The following is a 22,166-nucleotide window of genomic DNA, read 5'->3' on the forward strand; positions in this document are numbered from 1 at the left end:
AGGGAGATTTCATGACCCAGCCTTTTACTTCTGATGAGGGTTTATTCAGTGTTGATCTTGTGGCAGAGGGTCAGTTTGCAAATAATAATGCGGCGCAATCAGCCGTTTTATTCAGTAGTGACCAGCCTGCGATTGTCCATCCTAATTTTGATCCGACGCAAGTGCCATTAGATCCTGCAAGACCGCTGACAGATATTCCAGAACCAGCGCGACGCTTAAATGGGCAATTACGCCGATTATATGGCAATGCTGCCCGTTTTTATCAGCCTGATAAGGACAGCTTGTCAAAATGGTCGCTTATTGCGTCAGAGGCATTAGCAGAACATTTATCATTACTAAACGCTGCTAAATTGATAGCGCTGCCTGATAGTTTTTATCACAATCAGAGCGAGCAGCCATTAATGTCGTCGTTAAATGAGATGGTTTTGCTAGATATGTCAGATATTCAACAAGCAATTCGGGCGTATCCAAGATTGAATCGTTATGGATTTTCAGAGACGGAGAGCGAAGAGAGTGATAAAGATATTAATGCTAAAACCAAAGCGTCTGCTGCACTATCTCTGCGCACCCTGACCAAACGCTATAACCCTGATGAGCTTTTAAATAGTATGTATGCTGATGACTGGCACGTAATACTGCAGCCGCAGCAGTTCGAGTTAGGTGAAGGCAGCTTAGCGACTGATATTATGGCGTGTAGCGTTGCTGTTCATGCTTTAAAGCAGTGCAGCCGCCGCAAAAGTATCAACCATAGTTATAGTGCCGCGCAAATTTGCCAGCATATACGCAGCTACTTACTCAGTCAGAGTATCTGTGAGCCTGCTCAGCGGCATGCCTATCGCCAAATTCGAATTTTTGCAGGGCATGTGATCATAGCCGCTCATCATTTGGGCTGGAATATTCAAATGAGTCGTGATGGTCACTGTTATTTTGACCTCTCCTCACGTTGCGGTCTTCTGACCCGATATCCCAATATACAAGATTATGATATCAATGGTTGGTCAAGTTAAGCGCCAACGCCTATAATGCGCGTCATGATAATCATTTTTAAACCTTTCTTTTTGTTCATAGGAATTCTCTAATGCCCCATGCCCAATACGCTAACAATGCCCCATTTTCATCTCATGCCTTTATTCAACTGGCGTTAGACAACCAAGTCTTAAAGTTTGGCGAGTTTGTCTTAAAGTCTGGTCGCATTAGTCCGTATTTTTTTAATGCAGGTTTGCTTGCATCAGGTGAGATGTTGTCGCTATTAGCACGTGGTTATGCAGATGCCTTAGCTGAACAGATGGCTGCTACAAATGAGGGTAAAGGCGCACAAGAACTGGTTATCTTTGGTGCCGCTTATAAGGGTATTCCCTTTGTGGCAGCAACTGCACAGGCTTTATGGTTACATCATGGTATCAATGCCAACTGGGGCTATAACCGTAAAGAAGCCAAAACGCATGGTGAAGGCGGTAATTTGGTCGGCGCTGATGTTAATGGCAAAGCCGTTTGGGTATTGGATGATGTCATTACCGCTGGTACAGCGATGCGTGAAGTGGTTGAGATTTTAGAACAAGCAGGCGCACATGTTGCCGGTATTATTGTGGCGCTTGACCGTAAGGAAAAAGGCTTAGCAGAGCGCTCGGCAATTCAGGAACTGGCGGCAACGTTAAACGTTCCAGTGCGCGCCCTTGTCGATATTGACGACTTAATCAGCTATCTGGCAGAGGGTGGTCATTCGAATCAAAATGCAACTCAACTTGCAAAAATGCAGCATTACCGTACCCAGTATGGCGTATAGTTAAGCGTAACTATTGCTATCTATACTTGTATATATTGGCATGCTGATATGTGATTTGTGTGTATTTTATCTATTAATAACATCCTGTAAATGAGTATTCTTATGAGCCTAGAACAGACAAAAAAATCTTTGAACATACTTGTGGTTATGGATCCCATTGAGCAAGTTAATTATAAAAAAGACACCAGTCTGGCTATGATGTGGTCGGCGCAAGATCGCGGTCATCGTTTGGGTTACTGTCAGATTCATGATTTATGGCTTGATCGTGGGCAGTTGATGGTCGATACGCAGTCAGTCATTGTCAAGCGTGATCCTGAGGATTTTTATACGTTAGGGGATAAGACGACAGGTTCGGTCAGCGATTATGATGTGATTTTGATGCGTAAAGATCCACCGTTTGATATGCGCTTTATTTATGCAACTTACATGCTTGATCATGCAAAGGCCGCAGGTGTACTGGTCGTCAATGACCCACAAGCCATTCGTGATTGTAATGAGAAATTGTTTGCCACTTGGTTTAGCGATTATATGAGCCCAACGATTGTGACCAGTAAACAGGCTCACATTCGCAAATTTATCGCTGAGCAGCAAGACGTTATTGTTAAGCCATTAGACGGTATGGGCGGTACAGGCATATTTCGCCTGACTGCTGACAGTCCAAATATTGGCGTGACGCTTGAGATGTTGACTGAGCTTGAAACGCTGCCGATTATGGCACAGCGTTATCTACCAGAGATTAAAGAAGGTGATAAGCGCGTGCTTATTGTTGATGGCACTGTGGTTGACTATACCTTGGCTCGTATTCCAACAAAGGGTGAGACGCGTGGGAATCTTGCCGCTGGTGGTAGCGGTGTAGCCATGCCGCTGACCGATATCGAACGCCAAGTCGCAGAAGTGGTCGCGCCTATTGTCAAAGCAAAAGGTTTAATGTTCGTTGGTTTAGACTTAATTGGTGGACGCATTACGGAAATTAATGTCACCAGTCCAACCTGTGTGCGTGAGATTGATGACCAATGTGGTACAGACATTGCGACCGATTTTATCATCGCAATAGAGCGAAGACTGGCAATCTGATAGGCTGCTAAAGTTTGTTAGTTAAATAAGCTGTAAGGATAGAGTAATGTAATGCTCATCTACTGGCACAATGAGTAAAAATAGTTGTGCTAACATAGATCGTTAAAACGTCAGGGTACTAGCGTTTTGATAACGATTTCGCGGTATTTACCAAAGCCAAGTCGCGATTATTCACGGCTTGGATTTTTGTTATTGGTCGGGCAGAAATGACTATATATCAGACCACGATTTACACTATACTATGCGGGCTTTTAAACAGCTCTAATGACCCAATGAGTAAGATGGCTATAGGACAATAAGTCCTTCATATCAATACAAAAAAGATAGGCAGGCGTTTCATGAAGACACCGCACATATTAATGATGGCTGCTGGTACTGGCGGGCATGTATTTCCAGCACTTGCGGTTAGTGAAGAACTGACTAAGCGCGGTGCGGTGATTCATTGGTTAGGCACACCAAACGGTATGGAGAATGGTTTGGTGGCGCCAACCGGTTATCCTTTTCATGCGATTGAGATGCAAGGCTTACGCGGTAAAGGGATTGGGCGTTTGCTTAAAATGCCAGTTACCTTGCTTTCTGCGACTATGGCAGTGATCAAAATCATTCGTGGTAATAATATTGATATAGTGGTTGGTTTTGGCGGATATGTCAGCGCACCCGGCGGTATAGCAGCCCGTTTGACCAAGACACCGCTTATTATCCATGAGCAAAATGCCATTGCTGGCATGAGTAACCGCTACTTGGCAAAGATGGCGACCAAAGTCTTGCAAGCGTTTGAAAATACCTTTGGTAATAGTCAGCTTGATGCAAAACTTGAAACAGTTGGTAATCCAGTACGTAACGCGATTACTGGTGTCGCTGAACCTATAGCGCGTTATGATATAAATGATCGCTCAGCATTAAAACTGCTAGTGGTTGGCGGCTCACTGGGTGCACAAGTGCTAAATGAGACCGTGCCAAAAGCACTGGCGTTAATAGAGAGTCCGTTTGAGGTACGTCATCAATGTGGGCGCAATAATGAAGCGGCGACGCAAGCAGCATATGATAGTAAGAATTTAAGTACACATCAGTTTATCGTACAGCCATTTATCGATGATATGGCAGCGGCTTATAACTGGGCAGATATTATTGTTTGCCGTGCTGGTGCGTTGACCGTTACTGAAATCCAAAATGTGGGTATTGCCGCGATTTTTGTACCATTGCCAAGTGCAGTTGATGACCATCAAACGGCAAATGCGCGGACGTTAACATTACATAAAGCAGCGATTCTATTACCGCAAAATGAACTGACGCCCAAACGCTTGAGTGAAGAGCTTACAAACCTTGATCGACCTGCTTGCTTAGAGATGGCAAAAAAAGGTCATGAGCTTGCCAATCGCCAAGCCTGCCAGCACGTTGCCAATATTATCTGGCAAGCTTTGTAGATAAACAAATAAATACCTGATATTTTTGCCTTACTATATTTTATCCGTCTTATAAAAAGAGAAACCCTTATGCCAACCTCTGCTAAAGCCTTAACCAAACGTTTGATTGAAATACCAGAAATGCGCCGTATTCAGCATCTACATTTTATTGGTATTGGTGGTTCGGGGATGTGTGGTATTGCTGAGGTTATGAATAATCAAGGCTATCAAGTCAGTGGTTCTGATATTACTGAGAGCTTAGTGACCAAACGTTTGGCGCAGATTGGTATCGATATTGCTATCGGTCATGATTCCAAAAACATTGCCAATGCTGATGTCATCATTGTATCGTCTGCCATCGATCGTAGCAATCCCGAAGTAAAAGCAGCACTCGAAGCACGTCTTCCGGTGGTACGCCGTGCGGATATGCTTGGTGAATTGATGCGTTATCGTCACGGTATTGCTGTTGCTGGGGCGCATGGTAAAACCACCACGACCAGTTTGCTGACCACTATGATGGCAGAAGGCAATTTAGATCCTACTTATGTGATTGGCGGTAAGCTTAATGCTTCGGGCAAAAATGCCGCGCTTGGTAGCAGTCGTTTTCTAATTGCCGAGGCTGATGAGTCTGACGCCTCATTCTTGTCATTGCATCCGATGGCGGCGATTGTCACCAATATTGATCAAGATCATATGGAAACTTATGGCAATAGTTTTGATAAATTAAAGGCAGCTTATATTCAGTTTTTACAAAACATGCCGTTTTATGGTCTGGCAGTAGTCTGCGGTGATGATCCTGAGCTGTACGCGATGATTGATGATATTGGGCGTCCAGTATTGACCTTTGGTCTTGAGCCATTTAATGATGTACAAGCCGTTGATTTGGTCACCGAAGGTACAAAAACCCATTTTACAGTGCTACGTCGTGATCATGAGCCATTGCGTCTGACACTGAATATTCCGGGCGTGCATAATGTCTACAATGCGCTTGCAGCCATTACTATGGCGACTGATGAAGGCGTCGATGATGCTGCAATCACCCGTGCGCTACAGAAGTTTGAAGGGGTTGGTCGTCGTTTTGAGCAACATGCTTCTGTGGAGATAGATGATGGTAATGTGCTGCTGATTGATGATTATGGTCATCATCCAAAAGAAGTTGATGCCACCATTAAAGCGGCGCGTCAAAGCTTTCCTGAGCGTCGCTTAGTGATGATGTTCCAGCCTCATCGTTACAGCCGTACCCGTGACTGCTTCGATGATTTTGTCGAAGTACTCTCAAGTGTTGATGAGTTATTATTGTTGGATGTCTATTCTGCTGGTGAAAGCCCTATTGCTGGTGCGGACACCAAAGCCTTAGCACGTAGTATACGTTTGCGCGGTGCCGTCGAGCCAACGATAGTGGATAAAGATAATATTGCCCCTGTCATGCAGCGATTATTGAAAGCAGGTGATATGCTGATCACCCAAGGCGCGGGTAATGTTGGGCAAATAGCTATCGATCTCGCCGCCAATAATCTTTATATCAAATAAGCCTTAGAAGCATTAGAAGCATTGCTTTAAAAATATTAGGAGCACTAACGATGACCATGAATAATACTAAAGAAAATAATAATATTGATAAAGATGGCGTTAATGTTGAGCAAAACGCTACAGATAACAGTAAAAACAACATTAAAGGCAATGTTCAAAATAACGCTGCCCCTATTATCAATCCAGAAACAGCTTTAGCAGCTGCTGCACAAGCAGAGCAGGATAAAGTAAATAACAATAGCCAAAGCGCTAATACGTTACCCGCTATTAAAGAAAGTAAAGTAAAAGAGGCGAGTGAGTTTGGTAGAGTTGCTGTCATTTACGGTGGTAATAGTAATGAGCGTAGCGTGTCTTTAGACAGCGGTGCAGCTGTATTGCAAGCACTACAAAACCAAGGGGTTGATGCCACGCATTTTGATCCTAAGCATCAAGACATTACTGAACTACGTCAGTATGATCGTGTATTTAATGTCTTACATGGTCGTGGTGGCGAAGATGGTCTGCTGCAAGGCGTACTACAGTGGTTTGATATTCCTCAAACTGGCTCAGGTATTTTAGCGTCAGCACTTGGTATGGATAAAGTACGTACCAAACAGCTGTGGCAAGGCTGCGGATTATCGACTGCACCGTTTTCACTGCTAACCGCTGATACCGACTGGCAGCAGGTGGTTAATATGTTAGGACTACCACTGATTATCAAGCCTGTTCATGAAGGCTCAAGCATTGGTATGACTAAGGTTAATAACCTTGATGAGCTTCCTGCTGCCTATGCAACCGCCGTACAATGTGGCGATGTAGTGATGGCGGAGCGCTGGATAACTGGTCGCGAGTTTACTATCGTTATCATTGATGATGAAGCTTATCCTGTCATTCGCCTAGAGCCTGCGGATATCACCAATTTTTATGACTTCGAAGCCAAGTATAATCGTAACGATACCAGCTACTATATCCCTTGTGGTTTAAGTGCTGCGGATGAAAAGCATTTGCAAGATCTAAGTTTATCGGCGTTTCGTGCCGTTGATGCAAAAGGCTGGGGACGTATCGATGCGATGCAAGACGAAGCGGGCAACTTTTGGCTACTTGAGATTAATACCGTACCGGGCATGACCAGTCATAGTTTGGTACCCATGGCAGCCAAAGCTCGTGGCATGGATTTCGAGAGCTTGTGCTGGCATATTTTGGCGCAAACGGTGTAACACTTTATTAAATAAGTCACTGCCTACATAAAACAAGCTGTTCTTAGTAATTATACAAGAGTGATTATTTCAATAAATGAGGTATTTAAACTATTTATCATTGTTGAATAGTAGCTTCTCATTATTCGTAATGTATCGCTATAGCTGCTATACCACAGCTTCATGTAAACTTGTGTAAATTCGTTAGTAGTAGTAGGGGTTAGGCTATTGTTTGAAGGTAAAATGCGTTAATATTGTAACTATCTAGTGGTTTTGGTGATAGTTATGCAACGCTTTGGTAAGTCCTTCATTAAATAAGAGAAATGTTACATTTAAAGGCCGACAAGCACACTTTATATTGCCATTTAAAGTTACGAATTGATAGCATATCTATTGAATGGATTTTACACCTGCATAATGGTGATAAGCGCTTTTGCATAAATAAAAAAGATCATCGATTTACGTAAATATGAATCGAATGTATGAAATATACAGATTATTTTGATTAAATATAGGGACGAAGTTTAATATGGCTCAAACTGTCAATGACGTCGCTGACTTGATGAGTGATAAAACCCGTCACCCAAAATCAAACTTTCAAGTACCCACTGCGGTTAGATACTTTTTTACCGTATTGGTGCTTGGGTTATTAGTGCTGATATTGATAATGGGCGGTAAGGCTTTACGTAACGCACCTCCAGCAGCTATTCATGTCGATCATCAAGGATTGACGGTTGCCGAATATCGGGCGCTACAGCATGTTATGAATCAGCAAAGTGTGAGCAGCTTTTTCACCTCTGATTTGCAAGCGCTGAGAGATATTACCACTGGTTTGGCTTGGGTTGATCAGGTCAGTATCAGTCGTAACTGGCAAAAAGGTATTGTGGTTACTGTATTACCTAAGCAAGCAGTGGCAAATTTTGGTACTGAACGTCTAGTGGATGCAACGGGCAATGTGTTTGTCCCTGCTGATAGTAGAGATTTAACGCAAGAGAACTTTGCAACTTTGCAAGGCAATATGACTCAAGCGCCAGTCATTATGCAACAGATGCAGCAAGTCAATGACTGGTATGCTCCGCTTGGCTTACAAGTTGAAGATATTATTTTGTCGCCAAGAATGACGTGGCTGATTCGTTTTGATAATGGGTTACGTATTATCGTTGATAATGAGAATACGGCGCAAAAGCTACTGAACTTAAGCCAGCTGCTGGGTAATCAATTAAAAAACCGCCGTGATGAGATACAATCAGTAGATCTTCGTTACAAAAATGGATTTACGATTGCATGGAATATAGCAGTGCCAAAAGATAATGATACACCCGTAAAAGAAAAACCAACAACTGAAGCACCTCTATAAGTAATATATAAAGTAGCCAACACGCTAAACTTGTCTGCTTTATTTTTTATACAGAGTATACATACGCTATTATCAGCTGATAATAGACTTATTTTAATGATTTAATGGAGACATCATTTGTTCTCCTGTTTAGCGATAATTTGTCTGGTACCATGAAAAATACTGAAAATTTGGTTGTTGTCCATTTAAGTGCCACGGCAGTTTATGTCGTCATTGGTAGTGTTGTGTCTGCAAAAGACATCCGTATTATGGGTGTGGGGCAAGTTAAGAATAGCGACTTTTATCAAGGTCAAATCAAGCATCGCGAACGCTTGCAAGGCGCTATCAAACAGGCTATTCAAGAAGCGGAAGATACCGCTAATTGCCGTGTGCATAGTGTGTGGCTGACGCTGGCGACTCCTGAGCTATTGAGCAAAAATAGTGCGGGCGATGTTAGAGTAGAAGATGAATTCGTTCGTGCTAAAGATATGGTGCAAGCGCTCTCAAATGCCAAATCGCAAGATTTGTCATCTGACTATTATTTGATGCATTGTTGTCAGCAAGGTATTTATATCGATAACCAAGAGTTTATGGTTGATGATGCCATTGATATGGTGGCGCACAATATAGCTGTGATGTATCACATGATGATGATGCCAGTTGCTGGTCGTCAAAATATCCAAAAACTATTGCAAAGCTGTGATGTGGGTATTGATCATATTGTCTTCGATGCGGTAACCAGTGCCGAATATAGCTTGATGAGCGAAGAGCGCCAACAAGGCGTTTGCTTGGTAGATATAGGTGCCAGCACCACAAGTATTTGCGTTTATAAAGAAAATAAGCTGATTTTTACCCATTGTATCGCAACGGGTAGTCATGAAGTGACGATGGATATTTCAGCAGACGTTGGTATTTCAATGATAGAGGCTGAAAAGCTGAAAAAATCGCATGGTACAGTGGATGTGAACAGCGTAGATCCAAGCTCGTTTTTCCTGTTTAAACCGCAAGGGTCAGGTGATGAAATCAACATTGGTATCTATAACCTTGCGCGTATTATCGAAGCCCGTTACGTGCAGATTTTCACTGAAGTAGTACGCCAGTTACATGAAGCGGACTTATTAGGCTATATTGATAAGGGCATTGTGCTCACAGGCGGCGGTAGTGCGATTAAAGGCATGATACCGTTTGCGAAAAAATTATTAAAAATGCCAGTGGTATTAACCAATACGCATCCTGCGATTAGTGCTTATAATCATTTTGATAATGATGAATCCTTTAAGCAGCTGAATCTTCAGGTTAATGATCGGGCTTATCAAACGGCATTTGGTACACTACTATATAGCCAAAGCGAGCAGTTTCGGCGCAGTGAAAAAAGCGAGCCTGAAGCGATTCAAAAAAATCGTGTGACGGGTGTTTTTCAAAGTGCTGGTCAACGTTTTGCCAGTGTACTAAAAAAGATATTATAATTGTCCTATAATCCTGCTGACAATCTACTTACCGTAATTAGATAAGCGGTTTGTCAGCAAGACCAAGCAAGCATATTAAAAGCAATACCCTGTATAATAACGGCATATCTTGGTTAAGCATTACTATTTAAGCCATGGCCCTGTTTTAATCAAATACATTTATATATAGTAAGTCGATAGCGCGCCATATGCGTGTGTTACCACGTATCGACCATCACGCTATCTGCAACTGGAGAAACTTTTTTATGTCAAAATACACCATGCCAGATGATAATCAGCTTCAAAATAATGGCCAAGCAAGCTTCACTGTATTCGGTGTAGGCGGCGGCGGCGGTAATGCAGTTGAACATATGGTACAGCAAGGGATTAGAGGTGTAACATTCGTCTGTGCCAATACGGACAAACAGGCGCTTGATCGTTTGACCGCACCGCATAAGCTACAACTTGGTGCAAAAACCAACCGTGGTCTTGGTGCAGGAGCGAATCCAGAAGTGGGTCGTGAAGCAGCAGAAAGTGACGAAGAAGCAATTCGTGCACTGCTTGAGCATTCAGATATGGTCTTTATCACTGCTGGAATGGGTGGTGGTACGGGCACTGGTGCTGCACCAGTCGTAGCACGTATTGCTAAAGAAATGGAAGTACTGACCGTTGCTGTAGTTACCACGCCGTTCAAATTTGAAGGCGGCAAACGTATCAAAGCTGCCAAAGCGGGTATCGAGCAGCTGACTAACTTTGTAGATTCTATCATTACGATTCCAAATGATAAGTTGATGAGTGTCTACGGCAACATCTCTATGCAAGATGCGTTTAAAAAAGCAGATGATGTGCTATTGCATGCAGTCCAAGGTATTGCAGAGACCATCGCTAGCGAAGGTATGATCAACATTGACTTTAACGATATCCGTACCGCAATGACCGCTAAGGGCCATGCGATGATGGGTATCGGTCGTGCCAGCGGTGATGATCGTGCGCGTCAAGCGACTGAAAAAGCCATCAGATCGCCATTACTTGATGATTTGCGCCTAGAGAATGCCAAAGGCTTACTCGTCAACGTGATTTCATCTGAATCCTTATCTCTAGATGAGATGAGCAAGATCAGTGTGATCGTCGAAGAAATTACTGATATCGATGAAGCGCATATCTTCTATGGCTCAGTGATTGATGAAAAAATGGGCGACGACTTGCATGTGACGGTTATTGCAACTGGTTTAACCTTAGATGAAAACGCTGGTGAAGAGCCTGAAGTGGTGGAGCAACCTGTGCCTTCTGTAAATAGTACGCAACCTGTTGACCCAAACTTGCATACCAGTGCATTGAACAGTCAAAAACAGTCTCAAGCTCAGTATCAAGAAAACCCAATTCGCTCTAATACTGTGCCTGAACAGACTAAAACTAAGACCAATAGCATTCAAGATTATCTAAAGCGTCAGCAGAACAAATAGATCTCATTCGTATAAATATTGCTCTCTAAAAAAGCCAGCGTTCAAACGCTGGCTTTTTTGTGCCTATTCATAATTTCTGCTATTTACCAACTACTTATATATTGGTTATTCCTATTTATCAGAAAATGTTACCTACTCATACCAATTTAGGCGGTATTTTCAAGAGAGGAAGCCTTTCAAAGCCCGATATTTCATAGCCGTCTGTTGGTGATTGCGACTAAACAGTCACCGATAATAATGCTTCGATAAGTGTTATCAATCAAAGAGATAGGTAAATTAACGCTTTTTATCGCTAGCGAACAGGGTTCGGGTAATGATACACTATGGCAATTGTAACAAAATATGTGAGAAGACAGCCATGAATCAACGAACCATAAAAACAGCAATTGCTGTTACAGGTACTGGTCTTCATAGTGGTCAACCTGTTGATTTAGAATTTCATCCGCAACCAATCGATACTGGAATCGTCTTTGAGCGTTCTGATATTACTGGCAGCATGCCAATTCCTGCCAGTGCCTTTTTGGTACAAGATACCATGATGTCATCTAATCTGGTGTTTGGTGGTACACGTGTCGGCACGGTTGAGCACTTGCTGAGCGCGATAGCGGGACTTGGCGTTGATAATCTATTAATTCGTGTATCAGCATCAGAGATACCTATTATGGATGGCAGTGCTGCGCCTTTTGTAGGACTGTTATTGCAAGCAGGTTTTTGCGAACAGGATGCTTCAAAGAAATTTATCAGGATTGTACGTACGGTACGTGTCAAAGTTGACGATAAATGGGCAGAGCTACGTCCTTATAATGGATTTGAGCTTAATTTCGAGATTGATTTTGATCATCCTGCGATTGATAAAAACTTTCAGCATGCCCAATTGCAGTTTTCAACCCAAAACTTCATTGAGCAGCTGAGTTCAGCACGCACTTTTGGTTTTTTACGTGATATCGAAGCCATGCGTCAGAACAATCTGGCATTAGGCGGTAGCATGGATAATGCGATTGTTATCGATGAAAGTAATATTTTGAACGAAGAAGGTCTGCGTTTTAATGACGAATTTGTTCGTCATAAAATTCTAGATGCACTTGGTGATTTATATCTGATTGGATATCCCATTTTGGGTCGTTTTAATGCTTATAAATCCGGTCATGCTTTAAATAACTTATTGGTACGTGAGATTTTATCTGACCATAATAACTTTGAAATTGTAACTTTTGATGACAATGTAACATGTCCTATCGAATATTTACCTTTGAATGGTATAACTGTCGAAGGATGAATACAGGAATATACACGAAGTATCGAAACATTTACGCAATATTACATAAAATGGTTATAAGTAGAGTGAAATTATATTCATATAAGTGGATATATATTTCTTTATTTTATGATAACTTGTCTGTATAGTAGATGAGATAAAAGCTGTAGCGAATAGCAAAATCATCTGTCAGTGAGGTTCACAATGTGAATAACACTGACAGATGATTTTTTTTGTTTTTGGAATTACAAAAACCCAGCCTGAATCGTATCATTTACCGGATTAGTTTACATAACTTTACATTATCTGCAGGGGTTTTTTAAGGATTTATAAGGCGTAATAGTGCTTTTTTGAGGTTTTCATCAGTGGTGACATGCTCTGCTGCCTGTGATATAGTCCGCTTTGTGTTTTGGCTAAGAGCCTGATTTTCATGGGCTTTAACGGACATTGAGCGTAATGCTGACAAGCCTGATGATGATTTAGAATAATTATTATTGGTAGATTTATTGGCTATGACGACGCGAATTTGCTTGAGTTGTTTAAATGTAATTGACTGCTCTGTTAACACTTGCAAATACGCGCTCTGCAAATAGCGAATATGATTGGCAGCAGTGACGGACTCGACACTGAGTGTCAATTGCTCAGACGTTAAGCCTACGACCCAGCAGTTATTGAGGATTTCCTCAGGTAGACAATCTACCAAAAGCGCTTTTATTTCAGTGGTCGCTTGCACATATAAACGCATACTATCAGATAGGTTTTGAGGTAGCGCACTACCAGCAAAAGCTTGATGATCGATGAGAGTGGCAAGGCGGTTAGGGTTTTTTTTGGACATCGTAATGACTCATCTAATAGGTGAAAAATCGATACTCATAATAAACAGGCTCTAAACGCTCATTTTTAAAGCAAGGTATGACGTAGCAAACGATTTATGTAGTAGATGATTAAGCTGCTAATGATATCAGCATCAGCTACTTAAGAAGTAAAAGAGCGATTGTACTAAATATTTTATCATGTTTATTTCATGATTATATTCTCTAAACTAATTCATGCTTTGTCACGGATGACGAGCAATTCTGTTTTCACAATAGGTAGTAAATTTATGAAACAAGCTTTATTAATTTTATCAGTATTGGGAATGGGCGTAGCACAGACAAGTGGTGCTGCCGAAACAACCTTTCAATCAAATAATACCTTGAGTCATACCATCACCAATATCACTACTTCTGCGAACTATGGTTCTAGTCGTAACATCTACAGCACCAACAGCGGTGCATATGTTTCTAGCAATGATGAAATCAGCCAAGCAATCGATAATTTAAGCGCGCATGCAAAACAAAAAGAATATCAGCTTGCTTCGCTAACCAATCGTTTGTCTTATGAGCAACGTCAGCAGAAAGTAAGTTCAGTGCCAGATCGTTATTCGGCGCCTGCTATTGCAGCAGCGAATGCTTCACGAGTCGCTTTATCTAGTAGCACAGGCTATTGCGCTCGTTATGTCCGTAAAGCGTTACAATCAGCGGGCTACGAATTCACGCCTAATCCTTCAGCGTATCAATATGCGTCTCGTGGCACACTGTCACAAGCGGGTTTTACCAAAATCAGTAATAACATGGAACCACAGGTTGGTGATGTGGTTGTTTATGACCGTACCTCAAGTCGTCCTCATGGCCATATTCAAATATTTGATGGTAATGACTGGGTGTCTGACTTCCGTCAAAACAGCATCAGCCCATACAGCGGTCATTACAACTATACGACGTGGCGCGATGCTAGATACGTCGATGATGCTTCAGATCGTGGTATCTACCTTGCTATGGCTGACAAATAAGTATCAGTTAAGCGCTCTCTCCGGACTCAGTAATGCTCTTTATGACATTACTGAGTTTTTTTATGTCTTAAATAAGGCTAGCTATTAAGTTGATATTTTTACTTGGCAACGGCGGATAGCCTATCAAATGGTGTCCAATACTGACGATTATGAAAGTCGGGTGGCGAGGCATGTTTGGGCGCAAAGTATAGAGTGATTTCGCCAAAGGATAAAATAACACAAGGATGTATGTATTTGATAAGGGCATCATTACTGTAATCTGACTTGCGATTCAAGGACGTCAATGAATCTAATGGCATTCTAAAGCTGCGTTGGTAGTGATAAGGTTCATGCGTTGATATTGGGTAGTCTATTAACAGTTTCGGATTGTTACCGTCTATCCAATCGATAGCAGCACGTGTCTGTCCGTCAGCGTATATAAGAGGTCTTGGCGGTAGTGTTGTAGGAGAGCGATAGCTGTCAAACTCATAAAGAGCATACTGACCTTCAGGACTGGCATTGATTTCAATATAGGACATTGCCATATTGGTTTTGGGGGACTTATCGCTATCTTCTGAACGGCTACTTATTAAAGAACCTGTTAAAAAGCACTCAAGGCAGGTTTGTTCCCACAGATAATCCTTAAAGCCTATTTTATCTGCTTGCCACTTTGGCCAAGTTAATAGAGCAGCTAGTGATTCAGCGGGCAACGTCACACGATACTCTAGCTGCAAGTAAGCTTCTGGCCGCGCTACAAGCGTTGCGCTTACCTGTATGCTAATATCCTGTAAAACTTTTACTGTCACGCCAAGTTGCTGCGCGTCATCTGCTAAGGTTTCAGTTGCTAGGTATAAATCAAAACTTTGGCTCATATTCTTATTATCTCAAAAATTATTAGCACCATAAAACATGATATAGCTGCCAACGAACATCGCATATTAAATAGTGAACTATAAATGACATAAAAGCCGCGAGCAAAAGTGCATCGCGGCTTTTATAGTCAATGAAAAGTAATATCTACACATTATGTACTGCTGGTATCAATTTTTCTTGCTTGCTGTAGCTAGCCGACAGAGGCTGCAAAAAATTTATACCAGCAGCACTGTAGCGTTTTTGAGATATTTTAACTATATGATTTACCGTTATCATCTGTCTAAAAATAAATCAGCACGCTATTTTAAGCCATTTCATATTCAACAGACGATATGAAGCAAGTAATGACGCATTATGCATTACGAGCAAGGTTTGAAAGTTTAGGATTGGCATTTGGGTTTTTGCGTAGCAATAGCGCCATACGACCAATTGAGTGAATCAAAGTCGCCTTTGCAGTAGCAGCAAGCTCAGCGCCGATGACATCACGCTCTTCCTTGATACCAGCAGGCAATTTTATTTTAATCAGTTCATGATCTGATAAGGCGCGATCAATCTCTTCAGTAATGCTTGGCGTAACACCTTTATTGCCAATCATGACAATCGGTTTCAAATCATGACCAATGCCTTTTAAGCGTTTGATGGTTGCGTTATCAAGTTGCATAGAATTCCTAGGGGTTGGTAAAAACAAAATATAATAAAATTGAGAGCAATTGATGACCATTATAATTAATCTATGATCATCTTGCATGAGATCAGCAGGATTTTGCACGATTTTACGTGATGAAAATGTTAAACTGCCATTATGGGTACATTATAAACGCTACGCTCTTATAAAGCAGTGTTTTCACTAAGAAAAATTAACGGTTTAGTCTTTTGAAGCTAATAAATAGCTTGATAGTATTGAAAATCATAGTTAATAGTGTTTTTGATTGCATGGTTGTAGAAAGTGACATAAAGCAAAAAGTATATTAAGACATTAGTTAATAAATACATATGCGCATATAGAAAAGCACGTTATAGGAGCAGGAATTTTGGCCACACGTATTGAAAACAAAAAGTTGTCAAAGAGCAGTAGTGCTTGGATGAAAGAGCACATTGATGATCACTATGTGCAAAAGGCCCAAAAAGATGGCTACCGTGCCCGTGCTGCTTATAAATTATTAGAAATAAATGAAAAAACCAATCTGATCAAAAAAGGTATGACCGTTGTTGATTTGGGTAGTGCCCCTGGCAGCTGGTCTCAAGTGGCTGGTCAATTGGTTGGGGAAAAAGGTATCTTGATTGCCTCTGATATTTTGCCGATGGATACCTTGCCGGATGTTACCTTTATCCAAGGTGACTTTCGCGAGCCAGAAGTTTTTGACCGTATCATGGCTGAGGTTGGTGATAGACAAGTTGATGTGGTGCTGTCTGATATGGCGCCCAATACAGCAGGTAATAGTGCCATTGACCAGCCGCGTATGATGTACTTATGTGAGCTGGCGGTCGATTTCGCGCTGGCAACCTTACCAGAAGGTGGCGCGCTTATTATGAAAGTGTTTCAAGGCGAGGGTACACAAGAATTACGCAAGCAGATGCAGGCGGATTTTAGTAAAATCCGTAGTATTAAGCCTGGTGCTTCTAGACCGCGCTCAAAAGAGATATTTTGGATTGCAATCAAGTAATATGAAATGAAACTCTCACCTCAAAATTAGCCAGTTAAAATCATTGAATGAAAACGGCTACAATCGTTAACTGAATAAATGGGAATGCTGCTTGAATTATTCAGGTTAATACCACATATCATGATATATTAACTTTGTTTGAAATCAACTCTTAAGCATTTTTCTAAGTGCTTATATGATATTTTTAGCAAAGTCGTCTGACAGTAAGCGCCTTATAAACTCAGTTATTTATCGTTATTGCGCGGCTTATTTCTCTAATAAAAATATAAGGTTGTTTTATACCTTAAATTTGCAATGAGAAATGATAATTCGCCAATAGACTTTGAATAGCGAGACATACGTTTATATATAGACGTCACGTGTTTAGTAAACACACCAATAAGTATGGGATGGGAATAACTAGTGAGCGACATGGTAAAAAATACCTTATTGTGGCTGGTGGTAATCGGCGTTTTAGTGCTGGTGTTTAGTGGCTTTGATAAATCATCTGAGCCCGATAACCTTAACTACTCTGAATTTGTGACCGCTGTGTCAGAAAATCAAGTAGCCAGTGTTGAGATCGATGGCGAGCAAATCACCGGCGAGAAGAAAAATGGTTCTGAATTTGAAACCATTCGTCCAGCTGTGATGGATGACGAGCTGATGCCATTGCTGCGTGAAAATAAAGTTGAAGTCCAAGGCACTGCACCGAAGCGCCAAAGCGTATTGATGCAATTGCTGATAGCCAGTTTCCCAATTTTGCTGATTATTGGTCTGTTTTTATTCTTTATGCGTAATATGCAAGGCGGCGCTGGCGGTAAAGGCGGTGGACCGATGAGCTTTGGTAAATCAAAAGCCAAAATGCTAACCGAAGACCAAATCAAAGTAAATTTTGAAGACGTTGCTGGTTGTGAAGAAGCCAAAGAAGAAGTCGTCGAAGTGGTGGAGTTCTTACGAGACCCGGATAAATTTACCAAGCTTGGTGCGACGATTCCACGCGGTATCTTGATGGTAGGTCCTCCAGGTACGGGTAAAACGCTATTAGCAAGAGCTATTGCTGGTGAAGCTAAAGTACCTTTCTTCTCGATTTCAGGTTCTGACTTCGTTGAGATGTTCGTCGGTGTTGGTGCGTCACGTGTCCGTGATATGTTTGAACAAGCGAAGAAAAGCGCGCCATGTATTATCTTTATTGATGAGATTGATGCTGTCGGTCGTCATCGTGGTTCCGGTATGGGCGGCGGTAATGATGAGCGTGAGCAGACATTGAACCAATTATTGGTTGAGATGGATGGATTTGAAGGCAACGAAGGTGTTATCGTCATTGCTGCCACTAACCGTGCAGATGTTCTTGATAAAGCACTATTGCGTCCGGGTCGTTTTGACCGTCAGGTGCAAGTAGGGCTGCCAGATATCAAAGGTCGTGAGCAAATTCTTAAAGTGCATTTAAAGAAACTGCCTAATACTATTGGTGTTGACGCTCATGCCTTAGCCCGTGGTACGCCAGGATTCAGTGGCGCCCAGCTTGCTAACCTTGTTAATGAAGCAGCCTTGTTTGCCGCTCGTCGTAACAAGCGCAGCGTCGATATGAATGATTTTGAAGATGCTAAAGACAAGCTATATATGGGTCCTGAGCGTAAATCAATGGTCATACGTGAAGAAGAGCGCCGTGCTACTGCTTACCATGAAGCAGGTCATGCGCTAGTCGCCGAGCTGCTACCGGGTACCGATCCTGTGCATAAAGTCACTATTATGCCGCGTGGATTTGCGCTTGGTGTTACGTGGCAGTTGCCTGAGCACGACCAAACCAGTATGTATAAATCAAAAATGCTGAGTGATATTGCGATTTTATTTGGTGGTCGTATCGCTGAAGAAGTCTTTATCGATCAAATGTCGACGGGTGCCTCAAATGACTTTGAACGTGCGACCAAAATGGCACGAGCAATGGTAACCAAATACGGCATGTCTGATGCGCTTGGTATCATGGTCTATGAAGATGATGACAGCTCACAAGGTTACTTTGGTGGCGGTGGTCGTACGATTTCAGAAGCAACACAGCAAAAGGTTGATGAAGAAGTACGCCGTATGCTAGAGGAGCAATATGATATCGCTCGTGAATTAATTGAAGGCAATCAAGAAAAGATGCATGCTATGGTAGATGCCTTGATGAAATGGGAAACCATTGACCGCGATCAGCTGCAAGATATCTTAGCGGGCGAACAACCTCGTCCACCAAGAGTCTATCAGCATCATGAAGTGAACTTATCAAAGAATGATGTGAAAACAACCGGAATGACTCCTCCGCCATTACCAGCGATGTAAAAGTTACTCTTAAGTTTTGAATAAAAAAAGCCCTTTTAACAAAGGGCTTTTTCTTTATTACCAATTTAGAATGACATCAGATTTACTGGTATCATAAGCATTATAAGTTAGAGCTAAAATCAATTTTACGAATTCAAATTATCATGGATAAGTTATGTCACTATTCCAACCCTTAACTGCTTATACTGTGACCAGTCGTGATAAGGTTTTAGATTTATCACAGCCTCATATTATGGGCATTTTAAATGTCACGCCAGATTCGTTCTCAGATGGTGGGCAGTTTGATGCAGTTGATAAGGCAGTAGCACGATGTAAAGAGATGATCGATGCAGGTGCTACCATCATCGATATTGGCGGCGAGTCTACCCGTCCAAATGCTGAAATGGTGGCGACTTCTGATGAACTACAGCGTGTGGTGCCAGTCGTGACAGCGATTAGGCAGCAGCTAGGCGATGACATATGGCTATCCATTGATACCAGTAGTCCTGAGGTTATGCACGCAGCGTTTGAAGCAGGCGCGGATATTTGGAATGATGTACGGGCACTCAAGCGTGAGGGCGCTGCGCTGATGGCAGCTAAGCTTAACATTCCTGTTATGCTCATGCATATGCGCGGTGAGCCAACCACGATGAATAATCTGGCACAGTATGATGATGTGGTTAAGGAAGTCATGACAGAGCTAAAAGTGCGTATTGATGAAGTGACAAGTATGGGTGTCATGCGCGAAAATATTATTATTGACCCCGGTTTTGGCTTTGCTAAAAACTATCAGCATCACTGTGCATTATTGAGTGAGCTTAAGCGCTTACAAACACTCAAACTGCCAATGATGTTTGGTATTTCACGCAAGCGATTTTTAGCAGAAGTGCTGACCAAAACAGGTCTAGAAGCGCTTGCTACCACCCAACCGCTTGAGCGTGATAACGTGGGTACTGCTGCAGGTCTTTTTGCATTGCAGCAGGGGGCAAGTATCATTCGTACTCATAATGTCGCTATGATGCAGCAAGCCATAGCGTTATGGAGCCAGCTATCTGCATATGATAAAAGCTAATAATGGTGATTATGTCTATAATTAAGAACTTATAATCAAAAATAAATTTATCGATGATAATAATTGTGAACGATAGAGTTTTGGTGCTTTATATTTATTTACATACCTTTTAAACGAATGAGAATACCTTTATGACCATTAATAACCAGCCAGAGCCCACCAATGAGCAACGCCGTATTATTTATCAAGCCCGCCGTGGTTTGAAAGAGTTGGATTTTTATTTTGAACCCTATATTAAAGAGCTTTATTTAACGGCAGAAGCTGCCGAACAAGAAAGCTTTGCGCAAATGCTGACTCATGAAGACCCAGATTTATTAGATTATTTTACCAATCAAAACCGACCAGAAGATGAGGCGATATGGGAGTTGGTTAATAAGATTAAGACGTGGCGTCACAGTAAAAGTCTGAGTTAATTGTTTAAATGGCTAGTTTTATTTTTTGATTGTTAAAGTAGTATTGAGTCTTTTCTATTAATCAGAAATATTCTTTGGTAGCTCACTATGACAGCATTAACCTCGCTACGTATCGATACTGCTATTAAACCTATAAGCTATTTATATCTGATATTTTATATTGCATTATTCAGTATCGTTATGGTATTGGGGGCGCTTGCTTCATTAGCCTTATGGCAATATGTCGTTATACTCCTCATCAGCGCTGCAGTCATTGGCTATTTAGCATTATCACGACCCATACTATTACATCTAAGCCAGCCGCCACTTGATAAAAGTGTTTATCAAGATTGGCAGTTATTAATACGTACGAGTCGTGGGGATGCCTTGTGGCAAGCAAAGCTCAATACGGTCAGTCAATCTCATTGGGTTATCTGTTTTGATTTTAATATCGTAGAGCCTTATAAACGCCGATTTTCTGTAGCTATATTCCGTGATCAGGTTAATACCGAGCAATGGCGCGAGTTGACCATCTTGTCAAATATGATTGCAAACAAAACCGTTTAATTGAACTTAGTTTCAATTGTAGATGCTTACCTGCCTTATCTTACCGTACTAAATTATCTACTACATCTCATAACAAAATGCCTATCTAGAGAGGCAAATAGATTTGCTATATTGGAATTTATATTTATAGGTCGGTTTAAATAGTAGGTGATGGTAGCAGTCGTTACTTTGCTATACCAAAACCTGTATCGACGAATTTTATTATAATAAAAAGGATAAAGTTATGAGTTTGCTAGGGAATTTAGTGAGTCAAGTAGCACGTAGTGCCATGGATCCAGAGGACGCACAGCGTAATCCAGTTAATCAACGTATCAATCCGCGTCGTACCGGCGGTCTTGGTGATATATTGGGGAGTGTGCTTGGCGGTGGCAATCAGTCAGCGGGTTATAATCCACAACAGTACGAGCGCCGCTCAGCAGACAATGGTTTTGGGTTAGACGATATTATCGGCGGGTTAACAGGTGGCAAACAGCGCGGTGGCATGAGTTCAGGTACTGGTGGACTTGGTGATATTCTAGGTAGTGTACTTGGTGGTCAAACGACGAGGGGTGGCTTCGGTGGTAAAGGTATGCTTATTGCTGCCCTTATGCCTATGGTACTGAGTTGGATAAAGCGCAATGGTGGGTTAAGTGGTGCTCTCTCGAAAATTACCGGTATGGGCTATGAAAAACAAGCGCGCTCTTGGTTGAGTACTAATGAGCTTAACGATAATCTTGATCCTAACGACATCAATCGATTGTTTGATGACAGTGAAATACAGCAAGTCGCTGCTCATACAGGCGCTAACGAGATAGAGGTGCGTCAAGGGTTGGCTGAGCTATTACCTGAAGTCATGAACCAATTGACGCCAAACGGTAATTTAGATAACGAACCTGAAGCCAATGAAGAAATTGATCAAATTATTAGTCAATTATCAAGCCGTCTAGGGGCACTAAAATAATTAGGTTATTATTTATAGCATTTAAAACGATAAAAAAGCGCACCTGACTAGGTGCGCTTTTTTATATCTAAAATATAATAGCGATCGTTAAAGGTTAAAATTGTTGC

Annotated in this window: 20 protein-coding genes; 17 read left to right on the top strand and 3 right to left on the bottom strand. The window is 41.7% G+C overall.

What is annotated here, in order from left to right; genetic code table 11:
* The first annotated feature begins 11 nt into the window (after nucleotides 1–11).
* The 10 genes from OEG80_RS02395 (at nucleotide 12) to lpxC (ending at nucleotide 12,485) form a co-directional block, all read left to right on the top strand.
* The gene (locus OEG80_RS02395; protein WP_263241568.1) at nucleotides 12–1,007 is read left to right on the top strand and encodes a hypothetical protein; all 996 of its coding nucleotides are present in this window, start codon (nucleotides 12–14) and stop codon (nucleotides 1,005–1,007) included.
* A 71-nt stretch (nucleotides 1,008–1,078) separates the two neighbouring features.
* On the top strand, nucleotides 1,079–1,783 hold the full coding sequence (gene pyrE / locus OEG80_RS02400) for an orotate phosphoribosyltransferase (RefSeq protein ID WP_020444194.1): 705 nt from the start codon (nucleotides 1,079–1,081) through the stop codon (nucleotides 1,781–1,783).
* A gap of 102 nt (nucleotides 1,784–1,885) precedes the next feature.
* Nucleotides 1,886–2,857 (top strand): glutathione synthase, encoded by a 972-nt coding sequence (gshB, locus tag OEG80_RS02405; protein ID WP_263241570.1) that lies wholly within the window; start codon nucleotides 1,886–1,888, stop codon nucleotides 2,855–2,857.
* A gap of 338 nt (nucleotides 2,858–3,195) precedes the next feature.
* Nucleotides 3,196–4,281 (top strand): undecaprenyldiphospho-muramoylpentapeptide beta-N-acetylglucosaminyltransferase, encoded by a 1,086-nt coding sequence (gene murG / locus OEG80_RS02410; RefSeq protein WP_263241572.1) that lies wholly within the window; start codon nucleotides 3,196–3,198, stop codon nucleotides 4,279–4,281.
* A 69-nt stretch (nucleotides 4,282–4,350) separates the two neighbouring features.
* On the top strand, nucleotides 4,351–5,790 hold the full coding sequence (murC, locus tag OEG80_RS02415; RefSeq protein ID WP_263241574.1) for a UDP-N-acetylmuramate--L-alanine ligase: 1,440 nt from the start codon (nucleotides 4,351–4,353) through the stop codon (nucleotides 5,788–5,790).
* Between the two features lie 50 nt (nucleotides 5,791–5,840).
* Nucleotides 5,841–6,986 (top strand): D-alanine--D-alanine ligase, encoded by a 1,146-nt coding sequence (locus tag OEG80_RS02420; RefSeq protein WP_263241575.1) that lies wholly within the window; start codon nucleotides 5,841–5,843, stop codon nucleotides 6,984–6,986.
* Between the two features lie 508 nt (nucleotides 6,987–7,494).
* The gene (locus tag OEG80_RS02425) at nucleotides 7,495–8,322 is read left to right on the top strand and encodes a cell division protein FtsQ/DivIB (RefSeq protein ID WP_263241576.1); all 828 of its coding nucleotides are present in this window, start codon (nucleotides 7,495–7,497) and stop codon (nucleotides 8,320–8,322) included.
* Between the two features lie 152 nt (nucleotides 8,323–8,474).
* On the top strand, nucleotides 8,475–9,767 hold the full coding sequence (ftsA, locus tag OEG80_RS02430; RefSeq protein ID WP_201551241.1) for a cell division protein FtsA: 1,293 nt from the start codon (nucleotides 8,475–8,477) through the stop codon (nucleotides 9,765–9,767).
* 245 nt (nucleotides 9,768–10,012) lie between these two features.
* Nucleotides 10,013–11,209, top strand: coding sequence for a cell division protein FtsZ (gene ftsZ / locus OEG80_RS02435; RefSeq protein WP_011514344.1), 1,197 nt, complete (start codon nucleotides 10,013–10,015; stop codon nucleotides 11,207–11,209).
* Nucleotides 11,210–11,567: 358 nt separating this feature from the next.
* Nucleotides 11,568–12,485, top strand: coding sequence for a UDP-3-O-acyl-N-acetylglucosamine deacetylase (gene lpxC, locus OEG80_RS02440; RefSeq protein ID WP_263241580.1), 918 nt, complete (start codon nucleotides 11,568–11,570; stop codon nucleotides 12,483–12,485).
* A 298-nt stretch (nucleotides 12,486–12,783) separates the two neighbouring features.
* Here the strand turns inward: lpxC and OEG80_RS02445 are convergent, their stop codons facing one another.
* Entirely contained in the window at nucleotides 12,784–13,299 is a 516-nt protein-coding gene (locus OEG80_RS02445) for a DUF721 domain-containing protein (RefSeq protein WP_263241581.1), read from the bottom strand.
* Between the two features lie 267 nt (nucleotides 13,300–13,566).
* On the opposite strand from OEG80_RS02445, the gene OEG80_RS02450 reads away from it, so the two are divergent.
* Nucleotides 13,567–14,295 carry a CHAP domain-containing protein gene (locus tag OEG80_RS02450; protein WP_011514341.1) on the top strand — a complete coding sequence of 243 codons (729 nt, stop codon included), beginning with the start codon at nucleotides 13,567–13,569 and terminating at the stop codon, nucleotides 14,293–14,295.
* Nucleotides 14,296–14,393: 98 nt separating this feature from the next.
* Here the strand turns inward: OEG80_RS02450 and OEG80_RS02455 are convergent, their stop codons facing one another.
* Together OEG80_RS02455 and OEG80_RS02460 are read right to left on the bottom strand one after the other, a co-directional pair.
* Complete coding sequence (locus OEG80_RS02455; protein WP_263241582.1) at nucleotides 14,394–15,146, bottom strand: DOMON-like domain-containing protein; 753 nt, start codon at nucleotides 15,144–15,146, stop codon at nucleotides 14,394–14,396.
* Between the two features lie 353 nt (nucleotides 15,147–15,499).
* On the bottom strand, nucleotides 15,500–15,808 hold the full coding sequence (locus tag OEG80_RS02460; RefSeq protein ID WP_263241583.1) for a YhbY family RNA-binding protein: 309 nt from the start codon (nucleotides 15,806–15,808) through the stop codon (nucleotides 15,500–15,502).
* A 370-nt stretch (nucleotides 15,809–16,178) separates the two neighbouring features.
* On the opposite strand from OEG80_RS02460, the gene OEG80_RS02465 reads away from it, so the two are divergent.
* The 6 genes from OEG80_RS02465 to OEG80_RS02490 all read left to right on the top strand — a co-directional run bounded on the left by OEG80_RS02465 (nucleotide 16,179) and on the right by OEG80_RS02490 (nucleotide 22,059).
* A complete protein-coding gene (locus tag OEG80_RS02465; RefSeq protein ID WP_020444183.1) occupies nucleotides 16,179–16,811 on the top strand; it encodes an RlmE family RNA methyltransferase in 633 nt (210 codons plus the stop codon).
* A gap of 402 nt (nucleotides 16,812–17,213) precedes the next feature.
* Complete coding sequence (gene ftsH, locus OEG80_RS02470) at nucleotides 17,214–19,109, top strand: ATP-dependent zinc metalloprotease FtsH (protein WP_020444182.1); 1,896 nt, start codon at nucleotides 17,214–17,216, stop codon at nucleotides 19,107–19,109.
* Between the two features lie 154 nt (nucleotides 19,110–19,263).
* The gene (gene folP, locus OEG80_RS02475) at nucleotides 19,264–20,160 is read left to right on the top strand and encodes a dihydropteroate synthase (RefSeq protein ID WP_263241584.1); all 897 of its coding nucleotides are present in this window, start codon (nucleotides 19,264–19,266) and stop codon (nucleotides 20,158–20,160) included.
* 131 nt (nucleotides 20,161–20,291) lie between these two features.
* Entirely contained in the window at nucleotides 20,292–20,573 is a 282-nt protein-coding gene (locus OEG80_RS02480) for an FAD assembly factor SdhE (RefSeq protein WP_201531096.1), read from the top strand.
* Nucleotides 20,574–20,660: 87 nt separating this feature from the next.
* Nucleotides 20,661–21,119 carry a hypothetical protein gene (locus tag OEG80_RS02485; RefSeq protein ID WP_263241589.1) on the top strand — a complete coding sequence of 153 codons (459 nt, stop codon included), beginning with the start codon at nucleotides 20,661–20,663 and terminating at the stop codon, nucleotides 21,117–21,119.
* 223 nt (nucleotides 21,120–21,342) lie between these two features.
* Nucleotides 21,343–22,059, top strand: a complete 717-nt coding sequence (locus tag OEG80_RS02490) for a YidB family protein (RefSeq protein ID WP_011514333.1) — start codon at nucleotides 21,343–21,345, stop codon at nucleotides 22,057–22,059.
* The last annotated feature ends 107 nt before the right edge of the window (nucleotides 22,060–22,166 follow it).

This window comes from Psychrobacter sp. SC65A.3 (assembly GCF_025642195.1).
GTDB lineage: Bacteria > Pseudomonadota > Gammaproteobacteria > Pseudomonadales > Moraxellaceae > Psychrobacter > Psychrobacter cryohalolentis.